This is a genomic window from Vibrio sp. 1978, assembly GCF_033344345.1.
This window is the reverse complement of record NZ_JAWPOP010000009.1, coordinates 160,674-182,322: the sequence shown is the minus strand read 5'-3', so window position 1 is coordinate 182,322 and position 21,649 is coordinate 160,674. Positions and strand designations below refer to the sequence as shown.

The following is a 21,649-nucleotide window of genomic DNA, read 5'->3' as shown; positions in this document are numbered from 1 at the left end:
AGGGTCTATCGGATTGTTACATGTTGGTAGGATCATTCAACTGATCTGCCGATTAAAGTCTTAACTGATCGGCATTAGAGCTTCGGCTCTGGTTTTTTTGTTTTCGCTATCTAGTTAGTGAATGTTATAAGCGATCACAAAGTCAATAAAGAGGCGAACTTTCTCTGGCAGGTGGTCTTTGTGGTTGTAAAGCATATAAATGTCGCGCGGGTTTGCACTCCAATCTGGCAGTACGCGTACCAAATCGCCGCTCTCGATGTACTCTTTGATCATTACATCTGGCATTAGTGTGATGCCTAAACCTTCGGAACAAGCGCTGCGCACCACATTGAGCGCGTTTGCTTGAAAACGACCACGATCAACATTCACCACAGACTCGCCTTTGCTATTAATCAAGGTCCACTTAATAAGTGGGTACCCTTTTAGCAATGAATGGTTAGATAGCTCTTCTGCATGGTGTGGCGCAGGATTCGAGGTTAGATAGTCAGGGCTTGCAACGAGAATATCCTTCACTTCGCCAATCTTACGCGCGATGAGGCTAGAGTCGCGTTGCGGTCCCACTCGAAAAATTACATCCCATTCAGTAGGGTCAAGCTTGTCCGCATTATTCTCTGTCGTTAGCTCAATGTTGATGTCCGGGTACTGCTTCATAAAGCTGTTGAACATCGGCATCATCATTCGTTTAGTTAAGTTGTAAGGCGCGGATATCTTAATCTTGCCGGATGCTCCTCGGCAGTCGTCAGTGATTTCCTCTGCTGCGGTTGTTAGCCTTTGTAGTAAAGGAGAGCACTCATGGTAAAAACGTTCCCCTGCTTCAGTGAGCGAGAGTTTGCGAGCATGACGGTTCAATAGTCGAAGATTGACAGAGTCTTCTAGCGCTTGAATGCGTCGGGTGATGGTCGCAACCGGGATCATGGTTTTTCGCGAAGTTGCGGTGTAGCTCCCATTTTCGACAACCAGTCGAAACAGGTTTAAGTCATCTAATTTCATATTTCCAGACACATTAAATTACCGATTACGGTTAATTTATAATTAACTTTGTGATCAAAGCTTGCTTTAAGTCAACATGTTGCATCATTTGAACACAGCAACCCTGTTTGAGTAAATACTGTTATACGCCGTAATATTTGTATTAATGCAGTTTCCGAGCTAAGTTTTATAACAAGGCGAAGCGGCCTCAGGTCTTGCTGTGACACGTTTTGCTGGAAGTAAACACAACAAAAATAATGACTTAATAATAAATCTGTTTTTTTGACTGAGCTTTGTGAGGGATAAAGGTATGTTTAAGACTCACAGTCAAACGGCAATGGTCTCGGCACAGGAAGTGATTAATCAAAAACTAATAATGTTGGTGGACGATGATCCAATATTTCGCAAAGTAACCAATGCCTATTTAGAAAGTCAGGGTTTTAAAGTAGTAGAAGCAGAAAACGGCCTAGAAGCGCTTCAACAACTCAGGGAATGCCAACCCGATCTTATCTTGTGTGATTTATCGATGCCGGTCTTAGATGGTATCGAGTTCGTCGAAGAAGTTAGTCTCGAATACCCATATATGCCGCTTATCGTGGTATCAGGCACGGATGAAATGTCCGATGTCGCGAAAGCGTTGCGGTTTGGTATTAAAGATTTTCTTCCTAAACCGATAGGTAATTATGAGCACCTATCTCAGGCGATAGAGAATACGCTAGAAGATACCGATAGCCACTTCTCAGAACAACGTGACTTTTCAAGTCAGTGGTTCAGGGTTGATGATGGTGGTGAAATCCCAGATGAACAAGAGCTGTATTGGCATCTGGAATATTTGCAACAGAATCCGAGTGCGGCAAGAGATTTACTGCAAGCTCTATTGCCAGAGAAGGATGCTGCTCAGGGAGATTGGCGCTGCTCGTACCGTTTATTGCAATCGACGGATGTGATGCCCTTGGTTTTCGATTATCGTTGGTTAATGAATGGTCAATTTGCGTTTTATCTCGTTGATTCTGCTTCCCAAGCTAATGATGGAGTTGCGACGACATTGCTCGTTAGGGCATTGTTTGACGATTATCTCCGTAACTTGAAAAGTTTCAGTGCTGATCTCAAGGACATGGTAGGGATCATTGAAAAAGGAATTGAGTGTTCGGAGTGTGCGGGTGCAGTCAATGCTGTGTTTGGTGTCGCCGACCTCGCTTCATCCTCGGTCTCTATATTGCCTGCGGGTTTAGATAGCCATTGGTCTGACGGAAATACGAATCAACACATCGCAGCAGGTAACCGTTTAGGGGGAGGAAGTATGAAAAACTTCATCACCCGCGATTTACCGCTTAGTGTTGCAGGACAGTTATCTATCGGGTGTTTAGGTTCTTCAAGTTTTAGTTTAAGTATTACCCGGAAATCCCGACTAGTATAATTATGACTTGCAAACCAACAATAAGCAGCGTCCTGACGCTGCTTATTATCTTTTTAGAACCACCAAAACAACATACGTTTAGTTTAATAACCTTACTTTTTACTGGTGTTTAGATTTGGCTGTTTAATGTATAGTCAGCGCTTAAAACAATAATGACCCATTTGTGCAACGATAATTTAACGCTGTGCCTTGGGAAAAGCAAAGTCAACTAGTGAGAAGACACATCATGGCAGACAAAGATTTTAAAGAGCCTTATAATATTTTTTACTTTTTAGGTTTTATTGCAGTTCTTTTGATCCCAACACTTCCTGCAACGCTAACCTGGCTTCGTGTAATGAATGGTTACGCAGGCTTTTAATCTAGCTATTTTGTACCGGAGTTCACCATTCGTATTAAGCGTTACTTTTTCAATACTGTTGGTGGACTCTGTATTGTGCTCGGCATAGCCGGCATAGCCCTTCCACTTTTACCCACCACACCTTTTATTTTGCTTGCTAGCGCATGTTTTATGCGTGGTAGCCCCGCATTTCATCAATGGTTACATAACCACAAAACGTTTGGACCCATTCTCGACAATTGGCATAAGCATCGGGCTGTTACTTCAAAAGTAAAAAAGCGTGGTGCGATTTTTATTGCGCTTAGTTTCATGGTTTCAATCGTTGTTATCCCCCTCGTTTGGGTAAAAATTGGTCTTTTAGTGATGCTAATCGTTTTACTCAGCTGGTTTATGCGTCTGCCTGTGATTGAGTTGGTTGCTGACCGAGAAGAAAATCACTAAGATTGTAGAGAATAGTGTGCCCGCTCTTCGAGTGGGCGTTTGTATTTTCAGCGCCTGTGACTTTTACGAAAATAAGCACATAGTGGTGAAAACCTATTGTTCGTTGCCCTCGTGATACTGCGATTAGAGAGGGCGATGAGCCAATCTAAGTAAATCGGTATTATGACTACAGAAACAATTTCACTGATCAAATCTAGCATCAAAAGCATCCAAGACTACCCAAAGCCAGGCATTCTATTTCGTGATGTGACGAGCCTTCTTGAAGACGCGAACGCATACCAAGCGACGATCAACTTACTTGTTGAACGTTACAAAGATATGGGCTTTACCAAGGTTGTGGGTACGGAAGCTCGTGGCTTTCTATTTGGCGCGCCTTTAGCGCTTGAGCTAGGTGTTGGTTTTGTACCAGTGCGTAAACCAGGCAAGCTACCACGCCCTACTGTTGCTCAATCTTATGAGCTTGAATACGGCGTTGATACACTAGAAATCCATACAGATGCCATCGTTGAAGGCGACAAAGTACTGGTTGTCGACGATTTATTGGCAACGGGCGGTACTATTGAAGCGACGACTAAGCTGATTCGCCAACTGGGTGGTGAAGTTGAGCACGCTGCGTTCGTTATCAACCTACCAGAAATCGGTGGCGATAAACGTTTAGAAGCACTAGGTCTAAACGTGTACAGCATCTGCGATTTTGAAGGACATTAATACATTCAATGAGTTATTTAGCTTTAGCGCGAAAATGGCGTCCTAATCAGTTTGACCAAGTTGTCGGACAAAAACATGTCCTGACGGCGTTGGAAAACGCACTGGCGCAAAACCGTTTACACCATGCTTATCTGTTCAGCGGGACTCGTGGTGTGGGTAAAACGAGTATCGGTAGGCTGTTCGCCAAAGGCTTGAACTGCGAAACCGGCATTACCGCGACACCTTGTGGTAAGTGTGATACTTGTCGTGAAATTGATGAAGGTCGCTTTGTCGATCTTCTTGAAATCGACGCAGCATCACGTACTAAAGTTGAAGACACTCGTGAACTGTTAGACAACGTTCAATACAAACCTGCTCGTGGACGTTTTAAAGTGTACCTCATCGATGAGGTGCACATGCTATCGCGTCACTCTTTCAATGCGTTGTTGAAAACCCTGGAAGAGCCGCCAGAGTATGTGAAGTTCTTACTCGCAACAACTGATCCACAAAAGCTGCCTGTCACTATATTGTCGCGTTGTCTTCAGTTTCATCTGAAACCAATCAGCGTTGATGATATTCACCAGCAACTTGATTACATCCTAGGTCAAGAGCAAGTTTCAGCAGAGCCAAAAGCGTTGGGTATGATCTCACATGCTGCAGATGGCAGTATGCGTGATGCTCTTAGCTTGACTGATCAAGCAATTGCATTAGGTAACGGTGCGGTGCAAGCCGATATTGTCAGCCACATGTTGGGGACGATTGATACCGACCAAGCGATTCACTTACTAGAGTCAATCAGCAGCAAGAAACCTCAACAAGCTATGGATAAAATCCAACAATTAGCGGCAAATGGTGTTGAGTGGGATGGTTTGTTGCAGCAAGTCGCAACACAGTTACACCGAATTGCGATGTATCAAGCGTTGCCCGCGTCGTTAGACCGAGCACAACCAGATGCAGAGAAAATTGAGCTGTTGAGTAAAGCTCTAAGCCCGCAAGACGTTCAGCTTTACTATCAAATTGCATTAAAAGGTCGTGAAGATTTGACCCTCTCGCCAAATGGGCGAGTCGGTTTGGAAATGATTGTGCTGCGTATGTTGGCGTTCCGTCCATCAAATAACAGTGGGGCAAATGTTGTTTCTAGTAACTGCGAGCCAGCGTCATCTCCGGCTCAAAGTACCAGTCAACCAAAGGCTGCGCCAGCTCGGACAGTAGCATCTCCTCGAGCTCAGCAGCCGAGTCCAGCACAAAGCTCACCACAAGTGGCGCCTCAACCTTCATCCAATTCACAACCTGAATATCACGCGAGTGGATATGAGACGGTTCCGCCACAGTATGATATGGCGCCGCCGATGAGCGAAAACCCTGCACCGCAGCATGAAACGCCACCTCAACAAGTGCAAGAGAGCGTTTCAACACCGGCGCGCGGTGGTCTAAGCGGTTTACGTCACCAATTACGTTCTCAGCGTCAAGGCCTACAACAGAACACTCCTCAAAATGGTGGCTCAAAAAAGCCTAAAGCGGCATCTGCACAACCAGAATCGGTTATCGACCGAGTAGCGCAATTGCATGGCAATTCCGCGCAGGTGTCGCCAAACTCAGCTCCGAAGTCGACGGAGCCACAAGTTGAAGAAGCGTATCGCTGGCGTCCAAGCAAGCCTGTTGAGACAAAAGTAAATACAAAACTGACACCTACGCAGCTCAAGCAGGCACTTGAGCATGAGAAAACGCCTGAAATGGCACAAAAGCTCATCGATGAGTCATTAGAACATAATGAATGGGCGAAGCTAATCAGCTTAATGGAGATCCCTAAGCTGGTAGAGCAACTTGCGCTAAACTCTCATTATAGTAAGGAAGGAACAACCGTTTCGTTACTATTGAGAAGCAGCCAAGCTCATTTGAATACTGATAGAGCTCAAGCCGAATTGCTCAAAGCACTTAATACCGTGTTAGGTGAAGAGTGCCACATGAGCATCGAAATAGGGGAGAGTGGAGAAACACCACTTGAACTGAGAGATAGGCTCTACCAAGAGAAATTACAGCAAGCGCTGAACAGTTTAGAAAACGATCCAAATGTTCAATTTATTGAACGTCGTTTTGCTGCAGAGCTTGATAAAGATAGTGTGCGCCCTATCTAATAATCGAATGGAATGGGGTTGAAAACCCAAAGGTATAACCCCATTAATTGATGCAACACCTCATTAAACCAGAGAGATAAACATGTTTGGTAAAGGCGGTATGGGCAACCTAATGAAGCAAGCCCAGCAAATGCAAGATCGCATGCAAAAGCTTCAAGAAGAAATCGCGAATATGGAAGTAACTGGCGAGTCTGGTGCTGGCCTAGTTAAAGTTACTATCACTGGTAGTCACAGCGTACGTCGTGTTGACATCGATGAAAGTTTGATGGAAGACGACAAAGAAATGCTTGAAGATCTGATCGCTGCGGCGTTCAACGATGCAGCCCGTCGTGTTGAAGAAACTCAAAAAGAGAAAATGGCTTCTGTAACTGGCGGTATGCAACTACCACCAGGTATGAAAATGCCATTCTAATCTGCTGATATTTAATTAAGCGGACTTTTAATGCGTACCAGTCATATGCTGGAGCAATTGATGGAGGCCTTACGTTGTCTACCTGGGGTTGGCCCCAAGTCAGCGCAGCGTATGGCCTTTCATTTGTTACAGCGCGATAGAAAAGGCGGTTTGCAGCTTGCAGATGCGCTTAGTCAGGCAATGACAGAAATAGGTCATTGTACTGAGTGTCGAACCTTCACCGAAGAAGAAGTCTGTCACATTTGTACCAACCCAAAACGCCAAGAAAATGGTCAAATTTGTGTGGTAGAAAGCCCGGCAGACATCGCAGCCGTTGAAGCAACAGGCCAATATTCTGGTCGGTACTTTGTTCTTATGGGGCATTTGTCGCCATTAGATGGTATTGGTCCAAGTGATATTGGATTAGATGTCCTTGATTACCGCTTACGTCGCGGTGATATTACCGAAGTGATTTTGGCGACAAACCCAACAGTTGAAGGTGAAGCCACTGCCCATTACATCGCAGAGCTATGTAAAGAGCACCAAGTTGATGCCAGCCGCATCGCGCATGGTGTGCCTGTCGGTGGGGAGCTAGAGCTTGTTGATGGCACGACGTTGTCACATTCGCTATTAGGTCGACACAGAATTTAATAAAAAGCCGCTGAACTCAGCGGCTTTTTTGATCTTGGGAGTTGGGAACGATTAATCGTTCGATTCTTCACCAAGAAGGTTTTTGTAGATAACCGCACCAAGCACGCCACCCACAATAGGCGCAACCCAGAACAGCCATAGCTGAGAAACCGCCCAGTCACCCACATATACTGCGACTGCCGTGCTACGAGCAGGGTTTACTGACGTATTGGTGACAGGAATGCTGATCAGGTGAATGAGAGTCAAACACAGGCCAATTGCGATAGGTGCAAAGCCTTGTGGCGCACGTTTGTCTGTTGCACCCATAATGACAATCAGGAACATCATCGTCATGACAACTTCAGTCACAAGTGCAGCGATCATCGAGTATTGGCCTGGAGAGTGTTCCCCATAACCATTGGCGGCAAAGCCAGAACCCACAACATCGAATCCTGCTTGTCCAGATGCAATAACGTAAAGCACGCCACCTGCGATAAGCCCGCCGATCACCTGTGAGATGATGTAGGGAGCAACGTCTTTTGTCTCAAAACGACCGCCAGTCCAAAGGCCAACTGTCACTGCAGGGTTCAAGTGACAACCTGAAATATGACCGATAGCAAATGCCATCGTCAGAACGGTTAAACCGAATGCCAAAGAAACGCCCAACAGACCAATACCCACTTCAGGGAAACCCGCAGCCAACACCGCGCTACCACAGCCGCCCAACACTAGCCAGAACGTGCCAAAAGCCTCAGCCAAATACTTATTCATGTTCTTTCCTGATCTTTAATTAAATGACCCGCTGAACATAGTCGAGAATTGTCAATAAATTGTGAGGAAGATCGCGCAAAAACCGCAAATGGAACGCTATGTGGCAAGATTTCTCAAGGGTGAGATAAAAAGCAGAGGGGGGGGGAAGTGCTAAATCTTGAGTTTGCTTTGATTACTGCCTCGGAGAGAAACAACCGAGGTACTAACTTTAAACGTGTGGTCTAGAGTCGCATTACGTCAATTGTTCTAATTCAGTGATGTTGTCGAGTGCTTCTTGATTGGTGTTGCCGCATACAATCGGACACGGTTTAAAATCGTGACAGACTTTGGGGCGTTCAGGCTTACCAAATAGCTTGCACAAATTGTCGTCGTTGAGTTGCACACAACGAACACCTGCAGGTTTGCCCTTGGGCATTCCAGGTATTGGTGAAGAGATACTTGGCGCAATACAGCACGCTCCACATCCTAATCGACAATCCATAATGTAAACCTCTTAAAAATTAAGGGGGCAATTATGGTCATTTTGACGTGGATTGGAAGAGTGAAGAAAGAAAAAAATAAAAGGGCGCGCTTAACATTACGCTCCCTTTTTGGTTTTTTGCTTTTAAATCATCGTGATTATTTTAAGAAACGGTTATAAACAAACAACAGAATAAATGCGCCTAGTGTTGCGGTAATGATACTACCAATGTTGACGCCAGTTGCTCCGCCGAAACCGAGAATGCCGCCAAGGAAGCCACCTACAAATGCCCCTGCAATACCAAGTAACATTGTTGCAATCCAACCGCCCCCATCTTTTCCTGGCATGAGCCATTTAGCAAGTGCGCCGGCGATTAAGCCCAAAATAATCCAAGAAATAATACCCATGAAAACTCCTTAATGCCTTCTTGATCAATTGAGTAATGGAAACTTTTTTAAGGATAGAACAGTAAAACGAAAGTAGTTGAATATCTCCACCGTTATGTGGGAAGGATGCAAGATCTTCTCAAAACTTGAACTTTTGCGTTGAGAAGAGTATAAATCGCCCCCTAAATTCCCTTGGTGAGACCTGAAGTATGAGCACTCCATTTTGGCAAAGTAAATCGTTAGAGCAGATGACAGAAGAGGAATGGGAATCTCTCTGTGATGGTTGTGGCAAATGTTGTTTGCATAAGCTGATGGATGAAGATACCGATGAAATCTACTATACCAATGTGGCTTGTAGCTGGCTGAACAGTAAAACGTGTTCATGTAAGGATTACCCAAACCGTTTCACTTCGGGTGAAGAGTGCACCAAGCTGACCCGAGAAGACATCGACGATTTTACTTGGCTGCCACACACGTGCGCTTACCGTCTGTTGGCTGAAAAGCAGCCTTTACCAGAATGGCATCCGTTGATTACCGGCTCTAAGTCCGCAATGCATGCGGCTGGGGAAAGTGTCCGTAACAAAGTTGTTTACGAGATTGATGTGGTGGATTGGGAAGACCATATTTTAAATCATCCCAACCGTCCTTAGTCGAATAAAAACAAGCCTTTCATTTATTAAATGAAAGGCTTGTTTGCTATTGGGGCTCCCAACTTTGACGTCTCGCTAACGAAATGCTGCTCAGTTTATTATTTAGTGTTGTAAACTTAGGAGTATGATTTCAACGCTTTACACTTCTATTCCTGATTGTTTTGATCAGGATTGTTCCCTATGAGGTAAACATGACGTTTCATTTCCCCCAGAAACTGCGCCTGACATCTTGGGTGACATTATTCGCACTTGCCGTCATTATGCTCTCCCCAATGGCTGTTTATGCGACTGCTACTGACGATATCCAAGAGCCTTCTGCTGCCGAAATCTCGATTGACAACTTGAACCGAGAGATTGTGGATTTATCCCAAAGCCTCTCGCAAGCGAGTGGCGACGAGCGTGATGCCCTTCAACTGCAACTATTCCAAAAGAATGAAGAATTAAGAAGCCAGTTAGCGTCAGCGATTGAACGTGAAACTATCTCTCGCGACAAGCTGATCTTGCTAGTTAAAAAACAAGAACAATACTCTGAGGACGCGACGAACTATCTATCGGAAAAAATAAAGAAAGTCGTCGAGGATTTAAATAAGGCTAAGGATGAAGAGAAGCTTGCTCTTGTTAACGATTATCGAGAGCTACAGCGTTATCTTGATGTTAGCTTCGATTCGAGCTGGCAAAATCTCGCTTGGTTGAAGGAGCTAGGGGCCCAAAACGAGCGCGCAGAAGCGGAACTAAAAGATAAAATTGATAAACGTATGCGCTTACTGTCTGCTTCAATTGAGTACTTGAGTCAGCAAAGTGAGATCATTGGCTCCCAACTTTCGTCTAGCCCAGAGTCGGAAAAAGCGTCGTTGCAACTTAGTCAGCTCATTACTAAACAAAGGCTAAATATTGCGACAGAAAGCTTACGCAACCTGATTTCAATTGGTGATAAAGTCGGTTTAGAAACGTCTGAATACAAACGCCAAATTTTTGAAGTGACGGGTAATATCACCCATGATTTACTGAATACCAAAGTTGTGTGGTCAATACTGAGTCACTGGTCCAACTCGGCACTGGATTGGTTTGCCGAGAATGCACCGCAGCATATCTTCCAGTTGTTTGTTTTTGCGCTGATTTTATTGATCGCTCGCGGACTGGCTAAGTTAACTCGCAAAGTCGTCCGTAAAGCAGTTGCATCGAAAAACTTAAAACTTTCCCACTTGATGCAGGACTTCTTTATCTCGATGTCCGGCAAATTCGTGTGGGTGATCGGTATCATGGTGGGCTTATCTCAGCTTGGTTTGAACCTAGCGCCAATCCTAACCGGTTTCGGTATTGCTGGTGTGATTATTGGTTTCGCGTTGCAAGACACGTTATCCAACTTCGCGGCGGGTATGATGCTGCTTATTTATCGCCCATTTGATGTTGGTGATTTTGTGTATGCTGGCGGTGTGGATGGCAAGGTAAGCCATATGAGTTTGGTGAACACCACAATCCGTACGTTTGATAACCAAATTATTATTGTGCCTAACAGCAAAATCTGGGGAGATGTTATTAAGAACGTCACGCATGAACGCATTCGCCGCGTGGATATGGTGTTTGGCATTGGCTATGCGGATGACCTCTTAAAAGCGGAGTCAGTATTGTCTGATATCATTACCTCTCACCCTTCGGTACTTCGCACTCCAGAGCCAATGATCAAAGTTCATACATTAAATACGTCTTCTGTAGATTTTATTGTGCGTCCTTGGGTAAAAACGGATGATTACTGGGATGTATACTGGGATGTGACGAAAGAGGTGAAACTACGCTTCGACCGAGAAGGTATTTCGATTCCTTTCCCACAACAAGATGTGCATTTGCATATGGTGGAGAAGCAAGACGCTTAATCACAGGTCCCAACAAGTGAAAGGCACTCTAGGTAGAGTGCCTTTTTTGATCTTCGGTTAGCGTTATTGTTACAGTTCGTTAAAGAACACCAGTTTCGGCTCGCATTCTAACAAGTTGTCGATCTGGCTAATCAAAAGAGCAAAGTGTTCTGTTTTACCATGAAGCTCAAACGCTTGTTGGTTTTTAAATTGCTCCTGAAAAACGAAGTGGCATGTATTGTCTTTATCTTGGAACAATTGATAACGAACGCAACCTTCTTCATTGCGAGTAGGTTCAAGCGCTCGGGTAAGTACCTCTTTCAACTCTTGTTCTTTTCCCGGTTGTGCATGAAAGGTAGCCGTCAAGTGAATCATAATGTTTACTCTTTTTGTTATAGGTAACGCCCTTGGCGTTGCAGGAACTCAATTTTGTAACCATCAGGGTCGGTTACAAAAAAGAACGTTGCTAAATGCTTTTGTTGATGGTCAAAGGCTTTGATGTCACCAGTTTCAATGCCGAGAGATTTAATGCGTTTGTGGGCTTGTTCAATGTCCTCCACGCTGACGGCAAGGTGGCCGTAACCTGAGCCGTGAGTGTAGGGCTCACTTTGGTCGTGATTGTGCGTCAGTTCCAATTCAAAGCCAGTTTCTTGGTTGGCTAGATAGGTTAGAGAAAAGCCATCAAAGATGTATTGATCAGCGACTTCTAGTTCAAGTACGTCACAGTAAAATTGTAGAGAGCGGTCCAGATCACTTACTCGGATCATGGTGTGAATCATTTTTGTCATAGGTACTCCTTGATAGTCCGCACAGGTTAGCGATTTCAAAAGGAGTCTGGGTAGTACTCTAGTACGACAAATTAGAAGATGCTCAAGGGTTTATAATACGGATGCATAGCCTAGGATGGTTATTGCTCGGTTGGTTGCTATTAACTGTTAAGTTGCGCAAGTGCTTGACGAGTGGTCTCTTGAGGTTGGCGGGCGTAAGTGAGGCAAGCGCATCGAAGTAAGGAGGCAAAGTTGTTCACTTCACCATTGTATTCGAGTGCCTCTTGATAAACAGTGCTTATGAATTTAGGAACCGTCATGTTTTGAGCACTAGCGATTTCCTCAAGAATTGTCCAAAAGCTCGCTTCAAGTTTTACACTGGTCGCGTGACCATCAATACGGATAGAGCGGGTGATGAACTGATAGTTGTCTTGGGGTTGCTTAGCAAAGATTTCGCACATTTTCTTTATTCATATAATTAAAGACCCATAATTATTGTGGTGTACGATTTAAAACGTCAACTGTTTTCATGCATAAAAAAACGCTCCCTTGCGAGAGCGTTGAAACATCACGAGTTGTGAAGTAAGTGCAAGTTGATTATTTAATTTGTTGCTTCAAGTACTCGCCTAGTTGCGAGTGGTGCATGATTTTTGATACTGGAAGGATAGTTTCTGCAGGTCCCCAAGCAAATACGTTGACAGGAGTATGCGTATGAGTACCCGTCCCCCATACTGTGTTTTGCTTTGTTGCATGCTCACGCGCTAGCAAGTTGCCACGGTCGTTGTAAGGAAAGAAAGCATCAAAGTCATTGATTGTCGGTACGTTCTCTTCGCTTAAGTATTTGTGTCCAGCGAGTCGGTATGGATTTGGTTTACTTGCTAATACGCGTTCTGCTTGCTCAGGCGTAATCGAAAAATCGCTATTTGCGTTCACGACTTCCGCAAACTTCTCTGGAGTTTGCTCTTTCTTATCAAGCGCTTGGAATTCACTGATCATGCCGTAGTAACTTTTCTTTTGGTTGTATAAACCATCGAGGATCTCGAACTGACCAAAGTTGAAGTTTGGCGCGTAATCCTGATTTTTGAATGCTTCGCCGTCGCGTTTTTGTGGTTTAGGCAAGTTTGCTGATGAGTAGCTAAAGCCAAAAGAGCCGGTTTCGTGGTCAGCAGTAACAATGATCAGGGTGTCATCACGGCCTTTTGCCCACTCATAAACTGAGTTTACCGCTTCATCGAATTTAAGCATTTCATGCAGCATCGTACCTGCATCGTTACTGTGGCCAGCCCAGTCAATTTGGCCGCCTTCAACCATCAAGAAAAAACCGTCTTTGTCTTTTGAAAGAATGTCGATTGCTTTGGTGGTCATTTCTTTCAGCGATGGCTGCGTGCGTTTTGGATCGTTTTTGCTTTGACTGTAGGCAATACCATCGTTCATGCCCGAGTAAGCAAAAAGTCCAAGTAATTTGTCACCTTTAGCTTGTGTGAGCATATCGCGGCTGAAAGCCAGGTTGTAACCTTGGTCTTGCGCCTCAGTAAGCAAGTTGCGCTCATCTTTACGTTTCGACTTTAGGTAGACATTACCTTCAGTGAGCTTTTCAAGTTGCTCGTATGTCTCTCCCTTGTCGTTTGTCGACTTTGGAATCCAATGACGAAGTCCCCCAGACATCATCACGTCTACGCCTGTTTCGAGCATATCCGCCGCAATACTGTTTTCTAGGGAGCGATGTGGTTGATGAGCGGCAAATGCTGCTGGCGTTGCGTGGGTCATACGCGTATCAGAGACGAGCCCTGTTGCTTTACCTTTACTTTTGGCTTTTTCCAAAATAGTTTCGACATGGTTGCCTTGGCTATCAATGCCAATGACTTCAGAAGCGGTAGGGATTCCTGTCGCTAGCATCGTAGCTGAGCACGCAGAGTCGACGACAATTGCGTCTTCTGGATTGGTCAGTGATGATCCAATCACACCTTCTTGAGCGAGTTTGTATAACGCTGTGCTTTCGCCTTTGTAAACCGAGTTAGGTGCGTGTTTTGCGTAGGTCTCGAGTAAACCAACTTGTTGAGGACCCATGCCGTCGCCGATCATCAAAATGACGTTTTTGATTTCAGCTGAGAGTGCGTTGAAAGAGAGGGTAGATGCAGCCACTGCCGTAACGATTGGAGATACTAAGCGCTTCATTATATTTTCCTTGTTTATTGAAAGCGCAGGCATTAAAGCAATGATTTATGAAGGTTTTGTGTCGGTAATAAAAGTTTAACCAAATTGTCGTTTTTGTTTGGTTTTGCAGAAAAAATGAGTCGCTCTCTAACGTTCGTTAGTTTGGAAAGAAGAAAGCCCACAAACGTGGGCTTGGATTACGCTTAGGAGTTGAAAGCATGGACTAAAGTTATCCATTCAGTGCTTTCACAAGAAACCTAGTTTAGGGAGCAATAAACGAGCATGTATTATCGGGCCACAAGAGCGGTCGAATTCACTTACGTTTGCATCATATCGTTCTTTGGCTTATTAAATTATGGGCTGCAGTAAGTGTTTGGTTCAAATAGGATTTGTTGTCGTGATGATTATCAGACTGGTTATCAGACTAATGCCAGTATGATGCCACCAACGGTAAGTGCCGCAGAAAGGTATTGACCCGCAGAATATGAGCCATCCTCTTCTTTCTCGATTTTATCGGGGTGATCCATGCCAAGCGCACCATGCGTGAAAGATTCGACCTTTTCACCAACAGATTTATCTTCTGCTTCTATTTTCTTGCTGTCGTGCTCGATTTGTTGCAGAGCGGCAAGTAGCGCTTTGCCTTCGGTCGAAAGCGTCACCTTATTGTGTTCGACTTTCAGCGGTGAAGCACTAGTTTCTTCTTGTGCAATACTTGCTTGTTTAGAGGCGACAGATTGTTTGGCATAGCTATTAACAGAAGTGCTTCCTACTGGATTCATCGAATACTCCTTGGAACATCGACACTCGGTCACTGAGTGCGGGTAAAAAGCAGTTATATTTTTATCGGCGGCAAAGTTTATTTCTGAAGCTATTTGGATAAAAACAGGTCTGCTTTTGCCGCTTCTAGTTTCTATTGGTGATCATTAGCAAAAAATAGACCAGCAGGAAGCAGACCCTTGTCACTCGATGAACTCGGAGCGGTGTGATGATGCAACGCAACGGCAAGGTAGTAACTTAAATTGAAGACCAGCTACTTACATTGAAGATCGTTATTGCGTTTAGTTAGATGTTGATATGCCGCCATGCGGTGAGCATCTTGTACATACCGTACTGGTGGTGCGAGAACCTCTAACTGATAGTCTGTATTATCAGAAAGCACGTTATCTGTTGGGCTAATTACAACCACTTTTAAGCTCGGGCTGCGGCTTAAGATTGATGCTGCCGTACCCAACCCTTGCTCGGTGTGAAACTTGCCTGCAACATGGACAACCTGAGCGCCTGGGTTGTCGTCTAGGTAGCTAACGATAGATTCCGCCATAGTTTCATCCCAGGTAACTTGAGCTGCAAACTGTTTTTCCGTCTGCTCTGGCTTACCGTGATGCATGGATGCCATGAACTTTTCTTTGTACGGACTACTACCAGTGTTGATGGCTTGTGCAATGAACATCCGCTGATCATCATCGAGCTTGTTAATGTAATCTAACCCTTGTCGACCAATGCATCGGACAATGCTCTTTGGTGCATTTGCTGCAATGACCGGGAGATTTTTCTGCTTAGCAAACTCCACGAGAGGGCGATAGTCGCTTTCATAATTGGGCCAAGCGTTGGCTTGTTTCATTAAGTACTGTTCGCCGATCTCCCCACGTAGGTAAGCGTCAACAACAGGTTGTTTGTCGCGGGTAAATTGTTCCATAGATAACGCGAGTGAGCGGTCGTAGGACGTAAGTTGTTTGAGCATATCGGTTTGAAAGCGATGAACGCCGGCGTGTGTGTGCCATTCACCAATAAGAATGACATCTGCTTGTTGCAGCTCAATTGGCAGTTTGCTTAGAGCGATGTGCTCGCCAGAAGGGGTGTATAGTTGATAGTCGTAAAAACTAGTGACTTCCGCTGAGGTTGCGTGAGAGTTGGTGTGCGTATATGAAGAGCAACCAGTAAGTAAGCCTGCAAAGAGCAAGCTCAAAGTAGAAAAGCGCATTGAAAAGCCTCCAAAAATGTCCGGATGATATTAATGGAGGCTGAGCAATGAATCAATATAAATGATAACTATTTGCGTTTGTTGTTTTTTTTGACTTATTAATTGAGTGTTTTTTTGCGATATACACGCAACATAAAATCAGCCTCACATTGGAAAAGTGTAGCGGATTTCAACTCTTCACGAAGAGCATCGGTTGCTTTCCATGCGAATGGCGTCATTTGCAATAAATCGATTGCGGCTCCGTTTTTCAAGTCCATAACATAGTTAAGATGCTGCTGGTGCTCTAATTCAAACCCTTCAATATGTTCTGGTTCTTCATTGTGAAGACGAACTTCTTGATAAATGCGCTCACGCAGTTGGTATAAGTGGCGGCTAGCAGGAGTAACCGTGACAACAACGCCGTCGTTTTTTACAACGCGCTGCAGCTCCTCAGCTTTACACGGGGCATAAATGCGCAAAATGGCATCTAAGGATTTATTTGCGAAGGGAAGTCGGTGACTAGAAGCCACACTAAAGTTGCAGTGCGTGTAACGCTTCGCCGCGTAACGAATGGCAACTTTGGAAATGTCTAAGCCATAAATTGTGGCATGGTTCGCTTGTGTTTCTATCGTCTTTTGTACTTGATCTGTGTAGTAACCTTCACCACAACCAATATCTAATAATTGATGGGTGCTCCCCTCAGTGTATGTTGCACACAGCTGCGCCACTTCTTGGCGCATTGGGTTGTAGTAATCTCCTTCAAGGAATCGACGACGAGCTTGCATCATCTCTTTGTTGTCACCAGGATCTTTAGAACGTTTGTGGTGCGCTGGCATCAAGTTAACGTAGCCTTCTTTTGCTAAGTCAAACTGATGATTGTTTTCGCACTTAAACGTTTTTTCATTTAACGCTAGAGCTTGGTGGCATAGAGGGCATTGATAGTTCATGACGATCTCGAACAGAAAGTAGGGCGGCAAATTCTATCAAAAAGCATGGTCTCAAGTGAAACAAAAAGAGCCGACTGGGTCGGCTCTTATTAAGTATTAGTGGAAGAAGTCGACTTGCTCTTTCAAGTTTCGTGCTTGTTGTTGAAGTTCAATGGCACTTTGCGAGGTTTTTGCGCTCGTGTTGCGGCTTTCTCGGTTAAGTTCACTGATAGAATGGGCATTTGCTGCAATTTCTTGTGAAACTTGAGCTTGTTCTTCTGAAGTCGCTGCAATGGCGTCGGCTTGAGAGGCTATCGACTGCACTTGTACTGCGATGGCTTCTAATGCTGTGCCCGCGTCTTGTGCTTTGTCCAAGACCTGGTTTGCACTGCGTTGGCTGTCTGTCATCATATTAACTGCATTATGAGTCGACCCTTTTAGTTTCTCGATAATTTCCACGACATCTTGAACTGAGCTTTGGGTTCGGTGCGCAAGTGTGCGCACTTCATCTGCTACAACTGCGAAGCCACGGCCTTGCTCACCTGCTCGTGCTGCTTCAATGGCGGCATTCAAGGCAAGTAAATTGGTTTGCTCAGCAATTTCATCAATCATTTTAGTGACGGTTTGAATACTCTCGCTATCGCGATTTACTTGCTCGATAGCCGTTGCTGATTGATCCAATTGATCGTTAAGTTGAGCAACGTCGATACATACGCCTTCAACAATCGCGAGACCAGATTGACTATCAGTATTTGCTGAGCGTACGTTTTCCGCAATGCTTTCGACTTGTTGTGCGACAGATTGAGCGGAAGAGGCCATTTCTTCAATCGCTGTCACAACTTGCTCGACTTCTTGTTGTTGTCGGTCGGCTTGGGTCAAATTGCTATGTGCATCGTTGGCAACGCTGGTGGAGTTGCTCTCCACTAAGTCGCTTGTTGAACGGATCTTACCAACGAGTTCATTGAGCTGACTTGCCATACTGGCGACACCCGAGCTCAGGTTCGTAATTTCATTCTTTGATGCTTTACGAGACGCTGGAATGTTCAAGCTGACTTCGCCGCCCGCTAAGCGAGTCATGTATGAGTTTAGAGTCGTGAGAGGTTGTAAGCTGCGATTCAAGAAAAGTGTCAGTACAACAAAAGTAATGATTGCCGCTACCGAAGAAATGATGGCAATGAGTGTGAGAAGCGTGTCGCTACCTTTTGTTACTTCTTTGATAAACGTACCACCTAGCAGTTTCCAGTTCCAACCTGGAACCTCTGTGTAGACAAGATACTTTTCGCCTACGTTACCTTGGTACTCGAAAGGGTAGCGAATTAATCCACTAGATTGTTCGAAAATCTGGCCAAAAGGCTTGTGACCATTGTAGTCGGCGACTTCTAGTATTGACGAATCTGAGCCGCTTTTTGCTGGATGAAGTAGGTATTTACCAAGATTGTTTTCGTCGTTATCAACGATAATGGTGTAACCAGTGTCGCCCCATTTTATCTCTTCGAGTGCATCGAACAAGGTTTGTGTCGCTTGGTCTACTGGTAAGCCAATAAACGATAGGCCTGCTACCTTTCCTGTCGCATCTTTGATTGGGGCATAGTAGGTAATGTAGCGCTCGCCATACAATTTAATTTGAGCGTAATACGGTTGTCCTGCTTTAAGTTGCTGATAACCAGGATGGTTGATGCCTAGCGTGGTTCCGACCGCTCGCTGACCTTGTGGATCTTTTAGGGAGGTGGACACCCGAATAAAGTCGTCACCCAATGGTGCGAATAGCGTTGCTATAGCGCCGGTATCACGTGTGAAACTGTCGACCAACTTGGTGTCATTAATTAAGCTTTCACTGTATTGAGTGATGTTTGGTACTTCATGTCCCATGAAGTCAACCGTGTAATTTTCGACATAGACACCGGCAAGGTAGCCATTGCGAAAAGTAGATTCGAGGACTTTAGCGGTGTGCAGGTAAGCATCGAATTGGCCAGCAATGGTTTTTGCCATTGATTCTACTTTAGATTGGTGTTCTTTCAGTGTGCTTTCCAATAGAACATCGGAAGCGTTGCGGTAAACAAGCGCTGCAATACTGCTGAAAGCAATGAATAGACACAAAGTGATCACCAGTTTCAACTGGAATCCGACACTTTGATTTCGGTATCTCTCTAACATAGACTAATTCCTGATATTTTTATTATTTATGAGTTTTGTATCGGTATGCTATCGGTTTATATGATCAATTTTTTTGATATTTATTAATGAAACCGTCAAAAGTGACCAGTAACCAATAAGTTAGTAAAGATAGGACCATCTAAGCAGAGCTTTTATTACAAAAAAAGCCGGGTATCCCGGCCTTTATATGGTGATTCTTACTGCGCTGAAATGACAGTGACAAGTTCATGTGTCTCACCTGGTTGGAGCGTTTGACCTTGCTCAATACTTGGTGCATGAACAGCAGACTCCACACACAACATGGTTTGATAACCATCGTCAGCCATGTCACCCATGCTTTGCGCACCTTCTGCCCAAGGGTTCCATAATACTGCTGAGTTGTGGCCTTGGTTGTGTACGCTTAGCGTACGATCCAATACCGGGTCTTTTACCAAAATTTTCGCTTCTGGTTGCGTGTAAACGCGATCAATGGTGTCAGTTAGTTGTAGAACATTACCACCTTGGCATACCGCATCAGCTTTCAAGCTATCAATGTACTCGGCACCCATGCCTGTCGTTTGTGCTTGCTTAATGTCTCCAACGTTTAGGTAAGTATGTAATGCGCCAGAGAAGGTCCAAGCCTCGTCATCAATGTTCATGACTTTGAGCGTCACTTTTAGCTCATCGCCCACTTCAATCACCAAACGAGCGTCAAACATATGGGGCCAAATATCGTGGATTTCTTCTGTCGGGAACAGAGCAAGTTCAACAATCACACCGTTATGGTTCTCACGATGTTCAACCAACTCCCATTCTGCGGTGCGGGCAAAGCCGTGAGCTGGAGCAGCAATACGCCCAAACCAAGGCCAACAAACCGGAATGCCACCGCGAAGAGCAGCTTTACCATCGAAGACAGCTTTTTCGCTCATCCAGATCAGATCTTCTTGACCTTTAGGCGTGAACGACACGACATGACCACCGTGTAGCGAGATGCCTGCCGTTGCTTTGTCATGAATCACGCGGACGATTTTTATCTGATCAACTTCAACGATAGTGACGTTATCAGATAGCACCGTTAGGGCTGGGAGAGTTTTTAAATCCATGTGTAGTTTCCTATCGCTGGGGGAGAGCTTTTAGACGCGCTTCGCACATTAAATGCAACATCGAGCCTGCATTCTCTCAAATTCCAGATACAAAAAAGGCGACTCTAGAGCCGCCTTTTCTTTAACGAAGTTATTCGCTAATTGCTAACTTTCTAATTACTTAGAGATGTGAGCGATTAGGTCTAGAACTTTGTTTGAGTAACCGATTTCGTTGTCGTACCAAGATACAACCTTAACGAATTTGTCAGTTAGCGCGATACCAGCTTTAGCATCGAATACTGAAGTGCAAACTTCGCCGATGAAGTCTTGAGATACAACTGCATCTTCAGTGTAGCCTAGAACGCCTTTTAGTTCGCCTTCAGAAGCTTCTTTCATCGCTTTACAGATGTCTTCGTAAGAAGCACCGTTAACTAGGTTAACAGTTAGGTCAACTACAGAAACGTTAGCAGTTGGTACGCGGAAAGCCATACCAGTTAGTTTGCCGTTTACTTCTGGAAGTACAACGCCTACAGCTTTAGCAGCACCAGTTGAAGATGGGATGATGTTTTGAGAAGCACCACGACCACCGCGCCAGTCTTTAGCAGAAGGACCATCTACAGTTTTTTGAGTTGCTGTAGTTGCGTGAACTGTAGTCATAAGACCAGATTCGATACCGAACTTGTCGTTAAGAACTTTAGCGATAGGCGCTAGACAGTTAGTAGTACAAGAAGCGTTAGAAACGATGTCTTGACCAGCGTAAGTGTCGAAGTTTACGCCGTTAACGAACATTGGAGTAGCGTCTTTAGAAGGACCAGTTAGTACAACTTTTTTCGCGCCAGCAGTGATGTGCTTACGTGCAGTCTCGTCAGTTAGGAAAAGACCAGTTGCTTCAGCTACAACGTCAACACCGATTTCGTCCCATTTTAGGTCTTCAGGGTTGCGCTCTGCAGTAACACGTACAGTTTTACCGTTAACGATTAGGTTACCGCCTTCAACTTCAACAGTACCGTTGAAACGGCCGTGAGTTGAGTCATACTTAAGCATGTATGCCATGTAATCTACGTCGATAAGGTCGTTGATACCTACAACTTCGATGTCAGCACGCTCTTGCGCTGCACGGAATACGAAACGACCGATACGGCCAAAACCGTTAATACCTACTTTGATAGTCATTATAGTTGCTCCACAACTTAATTTCTGATTAAAGATAACTGGTAGTAAAATTACAGAATCCAGTAAACATCTGCAAGTGATAATCGGACTTAACTTGTTTAAAGTCAAAAAAAAGCGACGCTTTTTTTAACAATTCTTTGCAAATGTACGTTTTTTAAACTTTTGACTGATTCTTCTGTAGCCCAGTTGGCGTAATATAACTGGTGAGATAAGTGCTCTTATCAAATTAATTACGCATGGTGTCCTGGTGAGAAAGTATGTGCTACAACTGTTAAGAGAAGCAAGTTTTTTGCTAAAAAAGTCAATACCAAGAACAGTAAATAAGGAGCCGAA

Annotated in this window: 23 protein-coding genes; 9 read left to right on the top strand and 14 right to left on the bottom strand. The window is 44.6% G+C overall.

The window, feature by feature from the left end; genetic code table 11:
* Positions 1 to 114: 114 nt before the first annotated feature.
* On the bottom strand, positions 115 to 990 hold the full coding sequence (locus R8N49_RS11570) for a LysR family transcriptional regulator (protein ID WP_005384959.1): 876 nt from the start codon (positions 988 to 990) through the stop codon (positions 115 to 117).
* 289 nt (positions 991 to 1,279) lie between these two features.
* Here R8N49_RS11570 and R8N49_RS11565 point away from each other — a divergent pair, with 289 nt between their 5' ends.
* From R8N49_RS11565 to recR, 7 genes are all read left to right on the top strand, one after another.
* A complete protein-coding gene (locus tag R8N49_RS11565) occupies positions 1,280 to 2,386 on the top strand; it encodes a response regulator (protein WP_005380606.1) in 1,107 nt (368 codons plus the stop codon).
* Between the two features lie 226 nt (positions 2,387 to 2,612).
* A complete protein-coding gene (locus tag R8N49_RS11560; RefSeq protein WP_005380608.1) occupies positions 2,613 to 2,744 on the top strand; it encodes a hypothetical protein in 132 nt (43 codons plus the stop codon).
* Between the two features lie 33 nt (positions 2,745 to 2,777).
* Positions 2,778 to 3,164: a YbaN family protein gene (locus tag R8N49_RS11555; protein ID WP_373921219.1), complete on the top strand. Its 387-nt coding sequence runs from the start codon at positions 2,778 to 2,780 to the stop codon at positions 3,162 to 3,164.
* A 162-nt stretch (positions 3,165 to 3,326) separates the two neighbouring features.
* The gene (gene apt / locus R8N49_RS11550; RefSeq protein ID WP_005384957.1) at positions 3,327 to 3,872 is read left to right on the top strand and encodes an adenine phosphoribosyltransferase; all 546 of its coding nucleotides are present in this window, start codon (positions 3,327 to 3,329) and stop codon (positions 3,870 to 3,872) included.
* 8 nt (positions 3,873 to 3,880) lie between these two features.
* On the top strand, positions 3,881 to 5,986 hold the full coding sequence (gene dnaX / locus R8N49_RS11545) for a DNA polymerase III subunit gamma/tau (protein WP_186584753.1): 2,106 nt from the start codon (positions 3,881 to 3,883) through the stop codon (positions 5,984 to 5,986).
* Positions 5,987 to 6,068: 82 nt separating this feature from the next.
* A complete protein-coding gene (locus R8N49_RS11540; RefSeq protein WP_005380618.1) occupies positions 6,069 to 6,398 on the top strand; it encodes a YbaB/EbfC family nucleoid-associated protein in 330 nt (109 codons plus the stop codon).
* A 30-nt stretch (positions 6,399 to 6,428) separates the two neighbouring features.
* Positions 6,429 to 7,028, top strand: coding sequence for a recombination mediator RecR (gene recR / locus R8N49_RS11535; protein ID WP_005380619.1), 600 nt, complete (start codon positions 6,429 to 6,431; stop codon positions 7,026 to 7,028).
* Between the two features lie 51 nt (positions 7,029 to 7,079).
* Here the strand turns inward: recR and aqpZ are convergent, their stop codons facing one another.
* The 3 genes from aqpZ to R8N49_RS11520 all read right to left on the bottom strand — a co-directional run bounded on the left by aqpZ (position 7,080) and on the right by R8N49_RS11520 (position 8,645).
* Positions 7,080 to 7,778 (bottom strand): aquaporin Z, encoded by a 699-nt coding sequence (gene aqpZ, locus R8N49_RS11530; protein ID WP_054575356.1) that lies wholly within the window; start codon positions 7,776 to 7,778, stop codon positions 7,080 to 7,082.
* Positions 7,779 to 8,010: 232 nt separating this feature from the next.
* Positions 8,011 to 8,259, bottom strand: coding sequence for a YkgJ family cysteine cluster protein (locus R8N49_RS11525; RefSeq protein ID WP_017820793.1), 249 nt, complete (start codon positions 8,257 to 8,259; stop codon positions 8,011 to 8,013).
* Positions 8,260 to 8,396: 137 nt separating this feature from the next.
* Entirely contained in the window at positions 8,397 to 8,645 is a 249-nt protein-coding gene (locus R8N49_RS11520; protein ID WP_005380625.1) for a GlsB/YeaQ/YmgE family stress response membrane protein, read from the bottom strand.
* 188 nt (positions 8,646 to 8,833) lie between these two features.
* On the opposite strand from R8N49_RS11520, the gene R8N49_RS11515 reads away from it, so the two are divergent.
* On the top strand, positions 8,834 to 9,274 hold the full coding sequence (locus R8N49_RS11515; protein ID WP_005384948.1) for a YcgN family cysteine cluster protein: 441 nt from the start codon (positions 8,834 to 8,836) through the stop codon (positions 9,272 to 9,274).
* A gap of 191 nt (positions 9,275 to 9,465) precedes the next feature.
* Positions 9,466 to 11,145 (top strand): mechanosensitive ion channel family protein, encoded by a 1,680-nt coding sequence (locus tag R8N49_RS11510; protein ID WP_054575344.1) that lies wholly within the window; start codon positions 9,466 to 9,468, stop codon positions 11,143 to 11,145.
* Positions 11,146 to 11,214: 69 nt separating this feature from the next.
* Here the strand turns inward: R8N49_RS11510 and R8N49_RS11505 are convergent, their stop codons facing one another.
* The 10 genes from R8N49_RS11505 to gap all read right to left on the bottom strand — a co-directional run bounded on the left by R8N49_RS11505 (position 11,215) and on the right by gap (position 21,316).
* Positions 11,215 to 11,499: a putative quinol monooxygenase gene (locus tag R8N49_RS11505; protein WP_005384942.1), complete on the bottom strand. Its 285-nt coding sequence runs from the start codon at positions 11,497 to 11,499 to the stop codon at positions 11,215 to 11,217.
* Positions 11,500 to 11,516: 17 nt separating this feature from the next.
* Positions 11,517 to 11,912 (bottom strand): VOC family protein, encoded by a 396-nt coding sequence (locus R8N49_RS11500; RefSeq protein ID WP_005380685.1) that lies wholly within the window; start codon positions 11,910 to 11,912, stop codon positions 11,517 to 11,519.
* 140 nt (positions 11,913 to 12,052) lie between these two features.
* Positions 12,053 to 12,352 carry a ribbon-helix-helix domain-containing protein gene (locus tag R8N49_RS11495; RefSeq protein WP_005384938.1) on the bottom strand — a complete coding sequence of 100 codons (300 nt, stop codon included), beginning with the start codon at positions 12,350 to 12,352 and terminating at the stop codon, positions 12,053 to 12,055.
* Positions 12,353 to 12,488: 136 nt separating this feature from the next.
* Positions 12,489 to 14,066: an alkaline phosphatase gene (locus tag R8N49_RS11490; protein WP_025767190.1), complete on the bottom strand. Its 1,578-nt coding sequence runs from the start codon at positions 14,064 to 14,066 to the stop codon at positions 12,489 to 12,491.
* Positions 14,067 to 14,464: 398 nt separating this feature from the next.
* Positions 14,465 to 14,824: a hypothetical protein gene (locus R8N49_RS11485; RefSeq protein WP_005380688.1), complete on the bottom strand. Its 360-nt coding sequence runs from the start codon at positions 14,822 to 14,824 to the stop codon at positions 14,465 to 14,467.
* A 251-nt stretch (positions 14,825 to 15,075) separates the two neighbouring features.
* Positions 15,076 to 16,023, bottom strand: a complete 948-nt coding sequence (locus R8N49_RS11480) for a ChaN family lipoprotein (RefSeq protein WP_186584757.1) — start codon at positions 16,021 to 16,023, stop codon at positions 15,076 to 15,078.
* A 98-nt stretch (positions 16,024 to 16,121) separates the two neighbouring features.
* Positions 16,122 to 16,949 carry a 23S rRNA (guanine(745)-N(1))-methyltransferase gene (gene rlmA / locus R8N49_RS11475; RefSeq protein WP_186584759.1) on the bottom strand — a complete coding sequence of 276 codons (828 nt, stop codon included), beginning with the start codon at positions 16,947 to 16,949 and terminating at the stop codon, positions 16,122 to 16,124.
* Positions 16,950 to 17,045: 96 nt separating this feature from the next.
* The gene (locus R8N49_RS11470; protein WP_025767192.1) at positions 17,046 to 19,082 is read right to left on the bottom strand and encodes a methyl-accepting chemotaxis protein; all 2,037 of its coding nucleotides are present in this window, start codon (positions 19,080 to 19,082) and stop codon (positions 17,046 to 17,048) included.
* A gap of 197 nt (positions 19,083 to 19,279) precedes the next feature.
* Positions 19,280 to 20,164 (bottom strand): D-hexose-6-phosphate mutarotase, encoded by an 885-nt coding sequence (locus R8N49_RS11465; RefSeq protein ID WP_017820788.1) that lies wholly within the window; start codon positions 20,162 to 20,164, stop codon positions 19,280 to 19,282.
* Between the two features lie 156 nt (positions 20,165 to 20,320).
* The gene (gene gap, locus R8N49_RS11460; RefSeq protein ID WP_047104409.1) at positions 20,321 to 21,316 is read right to left on the bottom strand and encodes a type I glyceraldehyde-3-phosphate dehydrogenase; all 996 of its coding nucleotides are present in this window, start codon (positions 21,314 to 21,316) and stop codon (positions 20,321 to 20,323) included.
* Positions 21,317 to 21,649 lie beyond the last annotated feature (333 nt).